This is a genomic window from Bradyrhizobium sp. SZCCHNR1053 (genome assembly GCF_032381235.1).
Classification (GTDB): Bacteria; Pseudomonadota; Alphaproteobacteria; order Rhizobiales; family Xanthobacteraceae; genus Bradyrhizobium.
In genome coordinates this window covers 94,892-108,420 of sequence record NZ_JAUHJM010000004.1, presented here as the reverse complement: position 1 = coordinate 108,420, position 13,529 = coordinate 94,892, and the positions used below count along the sequence as shown (strand labels likewise).

Here is a 13,529-nt window from a genome sequence, read left to right as displayed (position 1 = left end):
GGCCACGGGCCGCTATTGAAATGCGACTTCGGCGAAGCTGCGCAGCTTGCGCGAATGCAGCCGCTCCGACTCCTGGTGCTTCAGGAGCTCCAGCGCCTTCAGCCCGATCTGGAGATGCTGGCCGACGCGCTGCCGGTAGAAGTCGCCCGCCATGCCGGCGAGCTTGATCTCGCCATGCAGCGGCTTGTCGGACACGCAGAGCAACGTGCCGTAAGGCACGCGGAAGCGATAGCCATTGGCCGCGATCGTTGCCGACTCCATGTCGAGCGCGATGGCGCGCGATTGCGACAGCCGCCGGATCACCGCCGGACCGCTGATCTCCCAGTTGCGATTGTCGACGCTGGCGACGGTGCCGGTGCGCATCAGCCGCTTCAGCTCGAAACCGGAAAAGCCGGTGACCGCCTCGACGGCCTCTTCCAGTGCGACCTGCACCTCCGCAAGCGCCGGGATCGGCACCCAGGGTGGCAGCTCCTGGTCCAGCACATGATCCTCTCGGACATAGCCGTGCGCCAGCACATAGTCGCCGAGCCGCTGCGTGTTGCGAAGACCCGCACAATGGCCGACCATCAGCCACGCATGCGGCCGCAGCACCGCGATGTGGTCGGTGACGTTGCGTGCGTTCGAGGGCCCGGTGCCGATGTTGATCAGGGTAATGCCCTGGTGCCCGGGCTCGACCAGGTGAAAGGCCGGCATCTGCGGCGTGCGCGCCGGCGCCGCGCCCGTGGTGCCGCCGCCAAGCCGCGCATTGCGCGTCATGACATTGCCCGGCTCGACGAACGTCTCGGCGGCGCCCTGCCCCGCCGCGAGCTGCTGACGGCCCCAATCCGCGAAGGCATCGATGTAGAACTGGTAGTTCGTGAAGATCACGAAGTTCTGGAAGTGGTCGGGATCGGTCCCGGTGTAGTGATAGAGACGGCGCAGCGAGTAGTCGACGCGCGCGGCGCGAAACAGCGACAGCGGCTCCGGCATGCCCGGCGTCAGCTCGAGAGTGCCGTCGGCGATCGCATCGTCCATGGTCGACAGATCCGGCACGTCGAACACGTCGCGCAAGGAGCGCGTCACCAGCGGGCTCTCGTGATGCGGCAGCGCCGTCTCGATGTTGATGTCGCGCCGATAGGCGAAATGGACCGGGATCGGCTCAGCCGACTCGCCGATCTCGACCGGTACGCCGTGGTTTTCGATCAGCAGGCGGATCTGCTGGGTCAGGTACGAGCGGAACAGGTCCGGCCGCGTGACGCTGGTCTCGTGCACGCCAGGACCCGCAACGAAGCCGTAGGCGAGACGCGAGTCGAGCCGGGCGTGACTTGCGGTGGTCAGCCGCACGAAGGGATAGGTGGCGCGGATCCGTGTCGCCGGCACGACGCCATTGGCATAGGCCTCGAAATGGCCGCGCAGGAAAGCGGTATTGCGCTCGTAGATCTCCTCGAGCCGGGCCACCGCGGCGGCGGCGTCGGTGAAGGTTTCTGTTGCCACGGGTGGCGGAGATTGGACAGTCAATGGCGATCCTTTGGGTCCGGCGGACGGTCGTCGAGGCAGACTTGCGCAATCATAGAAATCACCCCTGGCTTTGCCCAGGGGGCGGGTCACGCGATGACGCCCATGAACTGGACATTGAGCCACGATGCGCTGCATTGCGACAAGGATTTGTGGTCGAATGTTTCAATTGCCTGTGCGCGTCATTGCTCATAAGACGGTTTCACATTGGCCGGGACAGGCCGAGGTCTGAAGGGTGGGAGATCATAGCGCAACCATGTTGCACGCGAACGGATTCGGATTGGCCGGCGTCATCGGCATGCCCGTTGCTCACTCCCGCTCCCCCACGATCCACAATTTCTGGCTCAACGCGCACGGCCTGCGCGGCGCCTATGTGCCGCTCGCGGTTCAGCCGGAGCGGCTGAAGGATGCGCTCGCAGGACTGGTGGCGCTCGGATTCCGCGGCTGCAACGTGACCATGCCGCACAAGCAGACGGCGATGCCGCTGCTCGATCGGGTGAACGAAACCGCACGCCGCATCGGCGCCGTCAACACCATTGTCGTCGAATCCGACGGCACGCTGAGCGGCTTCAACAATGACGGCAACGGCTTTGTCCAGAGCCTGCGCGACGCCAGGCCGGACTGGCGCGCCGACGAAGGTCCTATTCTCTTGCTCGGCGCCGGCGGCGCTGCGCGCGCGGTGGTGGTGGCGCTGCTGGAGAACGGCGCCCGCGACATCCGCATCAGCAACCGCACCGCCGAGAAGGCACAGGCCATTGCGGCCGAGTTCGGGTCGGCGATCAGCACGGTGGCGTGGGAGGACCGCTCGGCGGCGGTGGCCGACGTCGCGCTGCTGATCAACAGCACCGATCGCGGCATGATCGGTAAGCCGGCGCTGGAGATCGATCTGGGGCGGCTCTCAGCCAAGACGCTCGTGGCAGACCTGATCTACACGCCGCTGGAGACGCCCTTCCTCGCGGACGCTCGCGTCCGCGGCTGCACGACGGTGAACGGCCTTGGCCTGCTGCTCAACCAGGCCCGCCTCGCCTTCCAGGCGTGGTTCGGAGTGCTGCCGGACGTGACGCCCGCGCTGATCAAGGCCATTCAAGCGACGTTCTGAACGTCGGTCAGAGAGGGCTCGACCATGGCACTTCCGGCAGGCCCCAGGATCGATTGCCACATCCACGCCATCGATCCCGCGCGCTTCCCCTACGCGCCGGATACGCCCTATCGTCCGACCGGCCAGGAAATTGCGCCCGCCGCGCATCTCATTCGCGTGCTCGACGTCTTCGACGTCCGGCACGCGCTGATCGTCGCGACCAATTCCGGCTATGGCTCCGACAGCCGCATCCTGCTCGACACACTCAGGCTCGGAGATGGCAGGTTCAAGGGCGTCGCGGTCGTCGAGAAGGACGTCGACATCGGGGAACTGGAGCAGTTGAAGGCCGCAGGCGTCATCGGCGTCGCCTTCAACGTGCCGTTTCATGGCACCGACTATTACCGTGACGCCGCGCCGCTGCTGGACAAGCTGACCGACCTCGATCTGTTTCTGCAGGTCCAGGTCGAGCAGGATCAACTGCTCGACTTGCTGCCGCTCATTGAAAGGTCAAAAGTCCGTCTCGTGTTCGATCACTGCGGCCGGCCTGCCGTCGAACACGGGCTGCAGCGCGCCGCCTTCCAGGCGCTGCTCGCACTCGGCCGCGAGCGTGATGCCTATGTGAAGCTATCCGGCTACTACAAGTTCGCGCGGCAGCCCTATCCCTACGCCGATACGTGGCCGTTCATCGCCGCGCTCGTCGATGCCTTCACGCTCGATCGTTGCGTCTGGGGCTCGGACTGGCCTTTCCTGCGTGCGCCTGAACGGCTCGACTACGGGCCGCTGCTGGCCGGCATCACCGCAATCTTTCCAGATCCCAACGACCAGCATCGGCTGCTATGGCGAACGCCATCGCGGCTGCTGGGCTTTGCAGAGATACCGATGAGTTCGTCACCATAAGCAAAAAACAAGGGGGAGGATATCGTGAGACATCTGGGACGACTGAGCGGCGTTGCGCTGGCCGCTTCGCTGTGGGGCTTCCATGCGCATGCCGAGAACACTGTCTACATTCCGGACGTCGTCGAGCTGTCGGGCCCAGGCGCGGTGTCGGGGACGAACTGGCGCGATGGCGTCGCGCTTGCGGTCGACGAAATCAATGCCGCTGGCGGCATTCTCGGCCGCAAGATCACGACCGAGCATCTCGACACCCAGAGCAATCCCGGCGTCTCCCGCGCCCAGGTTCAGAAGGTGCTCGACCGCGAGCCTTACGTCGTGCTCGGTCCGATCTACTCCGGCTCGGTCAAGGTCAACATGGCGCTGACCCAGCAGGCGGAGGTGCCGCAAATCGTCGGCGCCGAGGCCGCCGATATCACCACGCAAGGCAATCCCTGGATCTTCCGCACCGCCTTCGGCCAGCAGTTCAGCATGCCGAAGATCGCCAACTATCTGCACGACCAGCTGAAGGTGAAATCGGTCGCCGTGGTCTGGGTGAATAACGATTTCGGCAAAGGCGGCCGCGACAGCTTTGTCAAGGAGATGAAGACCCGCGGCATCGAGGTGGTGTCGGACATTTCGACCGAGCAGGGCCAGGTCGATTTCGGCTCGGACGTGATCAAGCTGAAGAACGTCAAGGCCGACGCGATCTTCGTCTACACCAACGAGGAAGAAAGCGCGCGTTTCCTGATCGAGGCCAAACGTCAGGGATTGTCGGTGCCGCTGTTCGGAGAGACGACGCTGCTCAGCCAGAAGGTCGTGGAGCTCGCAGGCCCCGCCGCCAACGGCGTGCGCGGCCATGTCGGCCTGAGCGCGGATGCGCCGGTCCCAGCCATCCAGGCCTTTGCGAAGAAGTTTAACGAGCGCTACCGCTACTGGCCCGACCATAACGGCATCAAGGGCTATACTGCCGTCTATCTCGTCAAATACGTCACCGAGATGATCGGCAAGTTCGACGGCCACGCTTTCGGCGCCACCATGAAGGGATTGACGCTGACGCCGGACAAGGCACCGGGCATGCTGATGGAGGCAAGCTGGGACCAGAACGGCGACATCGACCGTGAGAGCTTCCTGGCCGAGATCGTCGACGGCAAGCAGAAGATTGTCGCGACGCTGCCGAAGCTGAAGCCGTCCAAGGCGCCATAAGCGGCCGCGGGGCCGCGCCTGGGAAGTCCCCTCCCCGCGCCTACCACGCGAGGAGGGATAGTGTCAGCCCTTGGCGAGCTGCTCGTCGAGATCGTGCAGCACCTGGTAGCAGGGCAGCACCTGGGCCACGGAGGCGTTGGGCTCGCGGCCCTCGCGAATGGCGGCGAAGAACTCGCGGTCCTGCAGCTCGATGCCATTCATGGAGACGTCGACCTTGGAGACGTCGATCTTCTCTTCCTTGCCGTTCACCAGATCGTCGTAGCGGGCGATATAGGTGCCGGTGTCGCCGATGTAGCGGAAGAAAGTTCCGAGCGGGCCGTCATTATTGAACGACAGCGACAAGGTGCAGATCGCGCCATTGGCGGCCTTGAGCTGGATCGACATGTCCATGGCAATGCCGAGGTTGGGATGAATCGGTCCCTGCACAGCATTGGCCTTCACGATCGGCGAGCCCGCCTGATAGGCGAACAGGTCGACCGTGTGCGCGGCGTGGTGCCACAAGAGGTGATCGGTCCAGCTGCGCGGCTGGCCGAGCGCGTTCATGTTGGTGCGGCGGAAGAAGTAGGTCTGCACATCCATCTGCTGGATGTGGAATTCGCCGGCCTTGATCTTCTTGTGCACGAACTGGTGGCTGGGATTGAAGCGGCGGGTGTGGCCGCACATCGCGACCAGCCCAGTCTCCTTCTGCAGCTCGACGACCTGCTGCGCATCCTTGAGCGAGTCGGCGAGCGGGATCTCGACCTGAACATGCTTGCCGGCCTTGAGGCAGTCGATCGCCTGCGCCGCATGCATCTGGGTCGGCGTGCAGAGAATGACGGCGTCAACCTCCGGCAGCTTCAGGCTGTCGGCGAGTTCGGTCGAGACGTGCTTGATGCCGTATTTGTCGGCGACTTCCTTGGTCTGGTCGAAGCGGCGCCCGACCAGCGACACCACCTCGACACCGTCGATGTTCTTGATGCCGTCGAGATGCTTGATGCCGAAGGCGCCGGCGCCGGCGAGCGCGACCTTGATGGTCTTAGAACCGTCTTTGGCCATATCAGTTGTTCTCCAGGATCAGATGGCCGACGGCGGTGTTGCTGGCCGGCACATGGTAGAAGCGGTGACGCACGGTCGGCGCGTTGCCCTTCTTGGCTTCGTTGACGTCGCTCATGGCGCCGCGCGCGATCAGCCACATCACGAGCTCGATACCCTCGCTGCCGGCCTCGCGGACGTAGTCGATATGCGGCACCTTGGACAGGCCTTCCGGATCGTTGATGAGCTTGTCCAGGAACATGTTGTCCCATTCGCGATTGATCAGGCCGGCGCGCGGGCCCTGCAGCTGGTGGCTCATGCCGCCGGTGCCCCAGATCTGCACGTTGAGCGGCTCGTCATAGCTCTCGATCGCCTTGCGGATTGCCTTGCCGAGCATGAAGCAGCGGCGGCCGGACGGCACCGGATATTGCACGACGTTGACGGCGAACGGGATCACCGGGCACGGCCAGGCATCGACCTGACCGAAGATCAGACTGAGCGGCACGGTGAGGCCGTGGTCGACGTCCATCTTGTTGACGATCGTGAGATCGAAATCGTCCTGGATCACCGACTGCGCGATGTGCGCTGCGAGCCGCGGGTGGCCGATCACCTTCGGCACGGGACGCGGTCCCCAGCCCTCGTCGGCCGGCTGATATTCGGCCGCGGTGCCGATCGCGAAGGTCGGGATCATCTCCAGGCTGAAGGCGGTGGCGTGGTCGTTGAAGACCAGAAACACGACGTCGGGCTTCTGCTCCTTCTCCCACTGCTTGGCGAAGTCGTAGCCGGCGAACACCGGCTTCCAATAATCCTCGCCGGTCTTGCCGAGGTCGAGCGCTGCGCCGATCGCCGGGACGTGCGAGGTGAAGACGCTTGCGGAGATATGGGCCATTTACTTCTTCTCCCCGGTGTAGCGGTTGCCCTCGACCGAGCGGCCGCCCTTGATCATCATGTCGCGATATTGATCTTCGGTCATGCCGGTCATGCTGCCGGCCATCTGCTGAAAGCTCTTGCCGTCGGTCGCGCCGATCTTGGCGAGGAAGTAGATGTTGCCGCCGAGCGAAATGCAGCGGTTGAGGTCGCGGTCGAGCACGGCCTGCTTCTGCTCCTCGGTCATCGGCCATTCGTCGAGATAGGCGCGCTCATTGGCCTTGAAGCGGGCGCGGTTCTCCGCCTTCATCAGCGACATGCAGAACTGGTTGAGGTGATAACCCATCCGCGACATGTCCGCGTCGAAGATGGTCGTGCCGGGAACGTCGGTATAGGGTTTGTCGAGCGACATCGCTTCTCTCCTTCAGGATTCGTCCGGCCAGTAAAGCCGCATCGGATTGTCGACCAGGAGCTTGTGCTGCAGCTCCGGCGTGACAGCGATATGCGGAATGAAATCGACCAGGAGGCCGTCGTCGGGCATGTGGTCCTTCAGGTTCGGATGCGGCCAGTCGGTGCCCCACAGCACGCGGTCCGGGAAGGTCTCGACGATGCGCCTGGCGAACGGCACCACGTCGCGATAAGCGTTCTGCTCGCCGTTCAGCGCCGGCGGTCCCTTGACCGAGAGACGCTCCGGGCAGCTCACCTTGGACCAGACGTTGCCGTGCTCGCGCATGAACTTCACGAACAGCTCGAACTCGGGACCATCGACCGGCTTGGTCACATCGGGACGACCCATGTGGTCGACGACGACGGTGGTCGGCAGCGAGGTGAAGAAGTCCCACAGCTCCGGCAGGTCGACGGCTTCGAAGTAGATCACGACGTGCCAGCCGAGCTTGTTGATGCGGTTGGCGATCTCGATGAGCTCATCCTTGGGCGTGAAGTCGACCAGGCGCTTGACGAAGTTGAAGCGGACGCCGCGCACGCCGGCGTCGTGCATCGCCTGCAGCTCGGCGTCGCTGACGCTGCGCTTCACCGTGGCGACGCCGCGGGCCTTGCCGTTGGAATGCACGAGCGCATCGACCATGGCGCGGTTGTCGGCGCCGTGGCAGGTCGCCTGCACCACGACGTTGCGCGCGAAGCCGAGATGGTCGCGCAGCGCATAGAGCTGCTGCTTGGAGGCGTCGCAGGGCGTATATTTGCGCTCGGGCGCATAGGGGAATTCGGCCCCGGGGCCGAACACGTGGCAATGCGCATCGACGCTGCCGGCCGGCACCTTGAAGCGCGGCTTCGACGGACCGTCGTACCAGTCGAGCCATCCCGGGGTCTTCTGGAACTCCATGAGGTTCCCTACTCCTTGGACTTGATCTTGTTGAGAATGCGATCGGCCTCGGTCCGCCAGTCCGGGCTGCGCGCGAAGTCCTTGGCTCCGCGGGTGCCGAACAGGCCGCCATCGGCGAGATCGGCGACCCAGGCCTGGCGCTCGGCCGTGCCTTCCGCCGACCACGGCGTCAGGCCGATGTCGCGCACGGTCTCGGCGACCTCCCTGACCTCCTCGGCGCGGCGGCGGCCATGCTCGATCACGCGCTGAAAGAAATAGGCGCCCTGCTTCTCCCAGTCGATGCCGGGGAACGTCTCCTGCAGCGAAGCCAGCACCGCATCCTCGACGCCGTAGGCGCGCGCGGTGGTGAAGCTCTCGATCACCATCGCCTCGAGGCCCTTGATCATGATGCTGCGGCACATCTTGGTGGCCGAGGCGACACCAAGTTTGTCGCTGGCGAACTTCGCGGCGAAGCCGAGATCGTTGAGCAGCGGCGCCAGCTCGCGCGCGCCGGAGCCGCCGAGCAGCAGCGGCACCTTGATGCGATAGGGCGGCACCGAGGTCATGACCGCGCCTTCGACATAGCGTCCGCCGGCGCCGTCGATCAGCGCGGCGGCGCGCTGCTTGGCGCCGGGCGAGGCCGAGTTGAAGTCGAGGAACCAGGCGCCTGGCTTGATCGTGGCAGCACAGGCCTGCGCCACCGCCACGTCCTGGCTCGCGGTGACCGCGGAGACGATGAAGTCGGCCTGCGCTGCCAATTCGGCATGCGAGGCTGCGAGCGTCACGCCGATTTCAGCGGCGTGACTGCGCATCGCGTCGCCCCTAGCGTCAGCCAGCTTCACGTCGAAGGCGCAGACGCGCACGCCGTCCTTGCGCAGATCCTCGGCGAGGATCTTGCCGACCTCGCCGTAGCCGATCAGCCCGACATGCCATCGGTTAGAAGGACTTGGGTTGGACGCCACAGTCATCGTCGCTCAATCGATATATTTGAGCCCGGCCTTCGCCAAGGGCTCGCGCATCTTGTACATGTCGAGACCGAGCACGCCGGACGCCAGCTTCTCGCGCTTGTCGGCCTCATTGGCCTCGCGCGCGGCGGCGGCGTCCGCGGCCTGATGCGCGACCGCGGCCGGCACGACGACGATGCCGTCGACGTCGGCGACGATCACGTCGCCCGGATTGACCGCCGCACCGGCGCAGACGATCGGGATGTTGACCGAGCCCAGCGTGGCTTTCACCGTTCCCCGTGCGGAAATTGCGCGCGAGAACACCGGAAACTGCATCTCGGTCAGATCAGCGACGTCGCGCACGCCGCCGTCGATCACGAGGCCCTGGGCACCGCGGGCGCGGAAGCTGGTGGCCAGGAGATCGCCGAAAAAGCCGTCGGTGTTCTCGACCGTACAGGCCGCGACGACGACGTCGCCGGGCTGGATCTGCTCGGCCGCGACATGCAGCATCCAGTTGTCGCCGGGCTGCAGCAGCACGGTGACGGCCGTGCCGCACATCTTCGCGGTCGGATAGATCGGACGCATGTAGCACTGCATCAGGCCGACCCGGCCCATCGCCTCGTGGATGGTGGCGACGCCGAATTTCGACAGCTTCTCCACCGCGGCCTTGTCGGCGCGGGTGATCTTCGTCTTGACGATGCCGAGATTGTTCATGGGGGTGCTCATCGCTCGTCTGCCCTTAAATCACTTGCCCTTGGCCTTCAACGCGGCGTCGAGACGCGGGAATACGCGCCGCGCATTGCCTTCGTAGATCTGGTGGCGCTGCTCGGGCGTCAGCTTGGCGGCCTCGATGTAGCGCTTGGTGTCGTCGTAATAGAAGCCCGTCTCCGGATCGATGCCGCGGACGGCGCCGATCATCTCCGACGCGAACAGGATGTTGTCGATCGGAATCACGCCGGTCAGCAGGTCGATGCCCGGCTGATGATAGACGCAGGTGTCGAAGAAGATGTTGTTGAGCAGGTGATCCTTCAACAGCGGCTTCTTCAGCTCCTGGGCGAGGCCGCGGAACCGGCCCCAGTGATAGGGTACCGCGCCGCCGCCATGCGGGATCAGGAACTTCAGGGTCGGGAAGTCCTTGAACAGGTCAGACGTGAGGCACTGCATGAACGCCGTGGTGTCGGCGTTGAGGTAGTGCGCGCCGGTGGTGTGGAAGCAGGCGTTGCAGCTGGTCGAGACGTGGATCATCGCGGGGATGTCGAGCTCGACCATCTTCTCATAGATCGGATACCAGTGCCGGTCCGACAGCGGCGGCGAGGTCCAGTGGCCCCCGGACGGGTCCGGGTTCAAATTGATGCCGACGAAGCCGTACTCCTTGATGCATTTCTCCAACTCGGGAATGCAGGTCTTGGGGTCGACGCCGGGTGACTGCGGCAGCATCGCGACGCCGATGAAATGGTCCGGGAACAGCTTGCTGACGCGGTAGCACAGCTCGTTGCAGATCGCGGCCCAGGTCGAGGACACCTGGAAGTCGCCGATGTGGTGGGCCATGAAGCTCGCGCGCGGCGAGAACACGGTGAGGTCGCTGCCGCGCTCCTTCATCTTCTTGAGCTGGTTGCTCTCGATGCTCTCGCGCAGCTCGTCATCGCTGATCGAAAGCTCGGAGGCCTTCGGCATCACCGAGGGATCCTTGATGCCCGCGATTTGCCGGTTGCGCCACTCTTCGAGCGCCTTCGGGGCCGTCGTGTAATGGCCGTGCACGTCGATGATCACGTCAGTCTCTCCCTCAAGCTTCTCTGTCTTCCGGGGCGCCGCTCAATGCGCAATCACAGGGCTGCCGACACCCTTGCCGCTGGCGCGGCCGCCGGGTCCCACGGCCTGCTTTACCACAAGGGCGAGCGCCGCGATCAAGCCGGGAACTGCGATCACGGTGAAAATCTCGCTGAAGGTCAGGTGGCGCGCGGTCAGCTCGGCGACCAAGAAGGAGCCGGCAATACCGCCGAAGCGGCCGATGCCCATCATCCAGGCCACGCCGGTGGCCCGGCCCTGGGTCGGATAGAAGGAGGCGGCCAGCGCCGGCAGCGACGACTGCGCCGTGTTCATGACGACGCCGGCGACGAACACGATCACCACCAGCAAGCCCAAATTGCCGACCGCCTGGCCGATCAGGAAGATCGTGACCGCGGTCAGGGCATAGCCGACGGCGACGATGCGGTTGGCGTTGAAGCGGTCCATCAGCACGCCGAAGAACACCGCGCCGACGCCGCCGAGCGGGAACAGCGCCGAGATCAGGGTCGCGGTCTGCGGGTTGAGCCCGACATCCTTGAACAGGACCGGCATCCAGTTGATCAGCGAGTAGAAGATCACGAGCCCCATGAAATAGGTGACCCACAGCATCACCGAGCCGATGCGCAGCACCGGCGACAGCACCATGCCGATGCCGGTCGCGTTGACGCGGCGGGTGGTCTCCGCATGTTCCGGCTCCAGCATCACGAACTGCCCGACATCGGAAGCCGCGGCCGAGATCCTGCACATCACCTTGCGCACGCGCTCGACGCTCGCGCCGCGCGACAGCAGGTAGTGCACGGACTCCGGCAGGATCACGATCAGCAGCACGGTCAGCACCAGCGGCGTCACGCCGCCGAGCACCAGCACGCTGCGCCAGCCCCATTGCGGGATCATCCAGGCGGCCAGGAAGCCGCCGCAGGCCGCGCCCAGCGGGAAGCCGCAGAACATCAAATTGGTCATGGTGGCGCGCAGCCGGCCCGGGCAATACTCGCTGAGCAGGGTCACGGCGTTCGGCATGGCGGCGCCGAGGCCGATGCCGGTGATGCAGCGGAGCACGGTGAGCTCGGTCAGGTTGGTCGCGAAGGCCGAGGCGAGACAGGCAACGCCGAAGATCAGCACCGAGCCGACCAGCACCAGCTTGCGGCCGAGACGGTCGGCCACGGGACCGGCAAACAGCGCGCCGCCGGCAAGGCCGAACAGGGCCGCGCTCAGCACCGGCCCCAGCGCCGACTTCTCGATGCCCCACTCCTTGAGCAGCGACGGCGCGATGAAGCCGATCGCCGCGGTGTCGAAGCCGTCGAGCAGCACGATGACGAAGCCGAGCGCGAAGATCAGCCATTGGAAGGCGGAGAACTTGTGATCGTCGAGAAAGGCCTGGACGTCGACGCGGCCGGTCGTTTGCATCGTTTCTGCTTTCCTTGGGGGCTGTTCTTGCTCGTTCGCCGAGGTCCGCAAGGAGCGCGCGTCCGTGCGCGATCAGCCCTGCGCCTGCGGCGGCTTGACGAGATATGTGACCGGGCGCGACAGGGCGCGCCAGCGCCGGGCTGCGTCTATCAGCTATTCCAAAACGGCATAAGATATCAGGTGAGCCATGCTGATTTTAGAATGGGTCTCAACGGGTCTGGGCTGCGGACTGCGCATCACGTAGACGCCCCGGGCTCCACCCGCCCCTGGGAGGGTCGGCTGACTTGAGCGCAGCGCAAGTGAGCCGGGGTGGGGTGATCTCTCCAGATGCTCCGGCGCCCGTGGCTTCACCCCACCCCCGCTCGCCCGCTTCGCAGGCGACCGACCCACCCCCTCCAGGGGAGGGTCGGCACCGGTAGAGCGGATACAGAGTGCTTCAGTTACCGCGGCAGCTTCCTGATCAGCGCCGTCGCCAGCTTCATCGTGTGCTGCGCCAGCGGCGTCGGGCGCTTGTGCGCCGAGGTGACGAGGCACAGCACGCTGGTCGGCGCCGGCTCGGTCAGTGGACGGATCGCGAGCTCGCTCGCGCGCCCGGACGTGGCGACGCCGCTCGGGGTCAGCACGGCGTGGCCGTAGCCGGCGCAGACGAGGTCGATGATCGAGGGCACGCTCGACACTTCCCAGGCGATGTCGAGCTTGATCCCGGCGAGCGCGGCTTGCGTCTCCAGCAGACGCCGCATCGCATGCACCCGCTCCGGCATGATCAGCTGATAGCGCGACAGCTCGGCCATCGGCAGCGGCGCGGTGACGCGGCGCTTGCCCTTCGGCGCGTGGCTCACCAGCGCCAAGGGCTCCTGCAGCACCGGCGTAATTTCGATGCCGGCCTGGGCCTCGGGATTGTAGACCATGCCGACATCGATACGCCCCGTGGTCACCCACTCCACCACATGCGTCGACAGGCCTTCGACCACGGCGAGCCGCGCCGCCGGAAACTCCTTGCGGAAGCGGTCGATCAGCGGCAGCGTCAATTGCCGCGCGATGCTCGGCGGCAGGCCGATGGTGACGCGGCCGACCGGCGCATCGCGGCTGGCGCCGAGATCCTCGCGCGCATGCGCCACCAATTGCAGCACGCCGACGCTGTGATCGAGCAGCCGCTTGCCGGCTTCCGTCAGCGCCACCCCACGGCCGTTGCGCGCGAACAGCTGCTGCTTCAATTCGGATTCCAGCGCCCGCACCTGCCGCGACAGCGCCGGCTGCGCCACGTCGAGCACGCTTGCCGCCTTGCTGAACGAGCCGAGCTCGGCGACCTGCACGAAATATTCGAGCTGCTTGAGGTTCATAGCTGGAGGCCTCGAATATCATGCCTCAGTATGCACAGCCGGCTGCCCCACCCTCCGCTGTCGTCCCGGCGAAAGCAGGGACCCATAACCACCGGGGCCCTCTGTCGAGAAAGAAAGATGACGCAGAGCCGTTTCCAACAATCGGCCGTCCGCGGTATGGGTCCCGGCGTTCGCCGGGACGACAGCGGAATTCGAGGCTGCGCCGCGGACAA

13 protein-coding genes are annotated in these 13,529 nt (G+C 65.3%); 3 read left to right on the top strand and 10 right to left on the bottom strand.

The genetic code is table 11. The features are described 5' to 3' along the window. Nucleotides 1–12: 12 nt before the first annotated feature. Entirely contained in the window at nt 13–1,497 is a 1,485-nt protein-coding gene (locus QX051_RS12595; RefSeq protein ID WP_315776338.1) for an AMP nucleosidase, read from the bottom strand. Nucleotides 1,498–1,750: 253 nt separating this feature from the next. On the opposite strand from QX051_RS12595, the gene QX051_RS12590 reads away from it, so the two are divergent. From QX051_RS12590 to QX051_RS12580, 3 genes are read left to right on the top strand one after another with little or no spacing between them, the layout of a single operon-like run. Next, nucleotides 1,751–2,593, top strand: a complete 843-nt coding sequence (locus QX051_RS12590; RefSeq protein WP_315776337.1) for a shikimate dehydrogenase — start codon at nt 1,751–1,753, stop codon at nt 2,591–2,593. Nucleotides 2,594–2,617: 24 nt separating this feature from the next. Further along, nucleotides 2,618–3,469 carry an amidohydrolase family protein gene (locus QX051_RS12585; protein WP_315776336.1) on the top strand — a complete coding sequence of 284 codons (852 nt, stop codon included), beginning with the start codon at nt 2,618–2,620 and terminating at the stop codon, nt 3,467–3,469. Between the two features lie 24 nt (nt 3,470–3,493). Continuing rightward, the gene (locus QX051_RS12580; RefSeq protein ID WP_315776335.1) at nt 3,494–4,648 is read left to right on the top strand and encodes an ABC transporter substrate-binding protein; all 1,155 of its coding nucleotides are present in this window, start codon (nt 3,494–3,496) and stop codon (nt 4,646–4,648) included. A 63-nt stretch (nt 4,649–4,711) separates the two neighbouring features. Here the strand turns inward: QX051_RS12580 and QX051_RS12575 are convergent, their stop codons facing one another. The 9 genes from QX051_RS12575 to QX051_RS12535 form a co-directional block, all read right to left on the bottom strand. After that, on the bottom strand, nt 4,712–5,683 hold the full coding sequence (locus QX051_RS12575; protein WP_315776334.1) for a Gfo/Idh/MocA family oxidoreductase: 972 nt from the start codon (nt 5,681–5,683) through the stop codon (nt 4,712–4,714). A 1-nt stretch (nt 5,684) separates the two neighbouring features. After that, nucleotides 5,685–6,548, bottom strand: coding sequence for a class III extradiol dioxygenase subunit beta (locus tag QX051_RS12570; RefSeq protein ID WP_315776333.1), 864 nt, complete (start codon nt 6,546–6,548; stop codon nt 5,685–5,687). After that, nucleotides 6,549–6,938, bottom strand: a complete 390-nt coding sequence (gene ligA, locus QX051_RS12565) for a protocatechuate 4,5-dioxygenase subunit alpha (RefSeq protein ID WP_315773072.1) — start codon at nt 6,936–6,938, stop codon at nt 6,549–6,551. A 12-nt stretch (nt 6,939–6,950) separates the two neighbouring features. After that, the gene (locus QX051_RS12560) at nt 6,951–7,865 is read right to left on the bottom strand and encodes an amidohydrolase family protein (RefSeq protein WP_315776332.1); all 915 of its coding nucleotides are present in this window, start codon (nt 7,863–7,865) and stop codon (nt 6,951–6,953) included. 8 nt (nt 7,866–7,873) lie between these two features. Then, a complete protein-coding gene (locus QX051_RS12555; RefSeq protein ID WP_315776331.1) occupies nt 7,874–8,812 on the bottom strand; it encodes an NAD(P)-dependent oxidoreductase in 939 nt (312 codons plus the stop codon). Between the two features lie 6 nt (nt 8,813–8,818). Beyond that, nucleotides 8,819–9,514, bottom strand: coding sequence for a 4-carboxy-4-hydroxy-2-oxoadipate aldolase/oxaloacetate decarboxylase (ligK, locus tag QX051_RS12550; protein ID WP_011925385.1), 696 nt, complete (start codon nt 9,512–9,514; stop codon nt 8,819–8,821). Nucleotides 9,515–9,532: 18 nt separating this feature from the next. Continuing rightward, nucleotides 9,533–10,558: an amidohydrolase family protein gene (locus QX051_RS12545; protein WP_315776330.1), complete on the bottom strand. Its 1,026-nt coding sequence runs from the start codon at nt 10,556–10,558 to the stop codon at nt 9,533–9,535. 42 nt (nt 10,559–10,600) lie between these two features. Beyond that, nucleotides 10,601–11,977 (bottom strand): MFS transporter, encoded by a 1,377-nt coding sequence (locus QX051_RS12540; RefSeq protein ID WP_315776329.1) that lies wholly within the window; start codon nt 11,975–11,977, stop codon nt 10,601–10,603. Between the two features lie 440 nt (nt 11,978–12,417). After that, nucleotides 12,418–13,317 (bottom strand): LysR substrate-binding domain-containing protein, encoded by a 900-nt coding sequence (locus QX051_RS12535; protein WP_315776328.1) that lies wholly within the window; start codon nt 13,315–13,317, stop codon nt 12,418–12,420. Between the last annotated feature and the right edge of the window lie 212 nt (nt 13,318–13,529).

What these genes read in the sequence shown, in the direction of transcription:
- ligK (WP_011925385.1), bottom strand. Translation starts at nt 9,514, where the DNA reads ATGAGCACCCCCATGAACAATCTCGGCATCGTCAAGACGAAGATCACC.
- QX051_RS12540 (WP_315776329.1), bottom strand. Translation starts at nt 11,977, where the DNA reads ATGCAAACGACCGGCCGCGTCGACGTCCAGGCCTTTCTCGACGATCAC.
- QX051_RS12575 (WP_315776334.1), bottom strand. Translation starts at nt 5,683, where the DNA reads ATGGCCAAAGACGGTTCTAAGACCATCAAGGTCGCGCTCGCCGGCGCC.
- QX051_RS12560 (WP_315776332.1), bottom strand. Translation starts at nt 7,865, where the DNA reads ATGGAGTTCCAGAAGACCCCGGGATGGCTCGACTGGTACGACGGTCCG.
- QX051_RS12555 (WP_315776331.1), bottom strand. Translation starts at nt 8,812, where the DNA reads ATGACTGTGGCGTCCAACCCAAGTCCTTCTAACCGATGGCATGTCGGG.
- QX051_RS12535 (WP_315776328.1), bottom strand. Translation starts at nt 13,317, where the DNA reads ATGAACCTCAAGCAGCTCGAATATTTCGTGCAGGTCGCCGAGCTCGGC.
- QX051_RS12590 (WP_315776337.1), top strand. Translation starts at nt 1,751, where the DNA reads ATGTTGCACGCGAACGGATTCGGATTGGCCGGCGTCATCGGCATGCCC.
- ligA (WP_315773072.1), bottom strand. Translation starts at nt 6,938, where the DNA reads ATGTCGCTCGACAAACCCTATACCGACGTTCCCGGCACGACCATCTTC.
- QX051_RS12570 (WP_315776333.1), bottom strand. Translation starts at nt 6,548, where the DNA reads ATGGCCCATATCTCCGCAAGCGTCTTCACCTCGCACGTCCCGGCGATC.
- QX051_RS12585 (WP_315776336.1), top strand. Translation starts at nt 2,618, where the DNA reads ATGGCACTTCCGGCAGGCCCCAGGATCGATTGCCACATCCACGCCATC.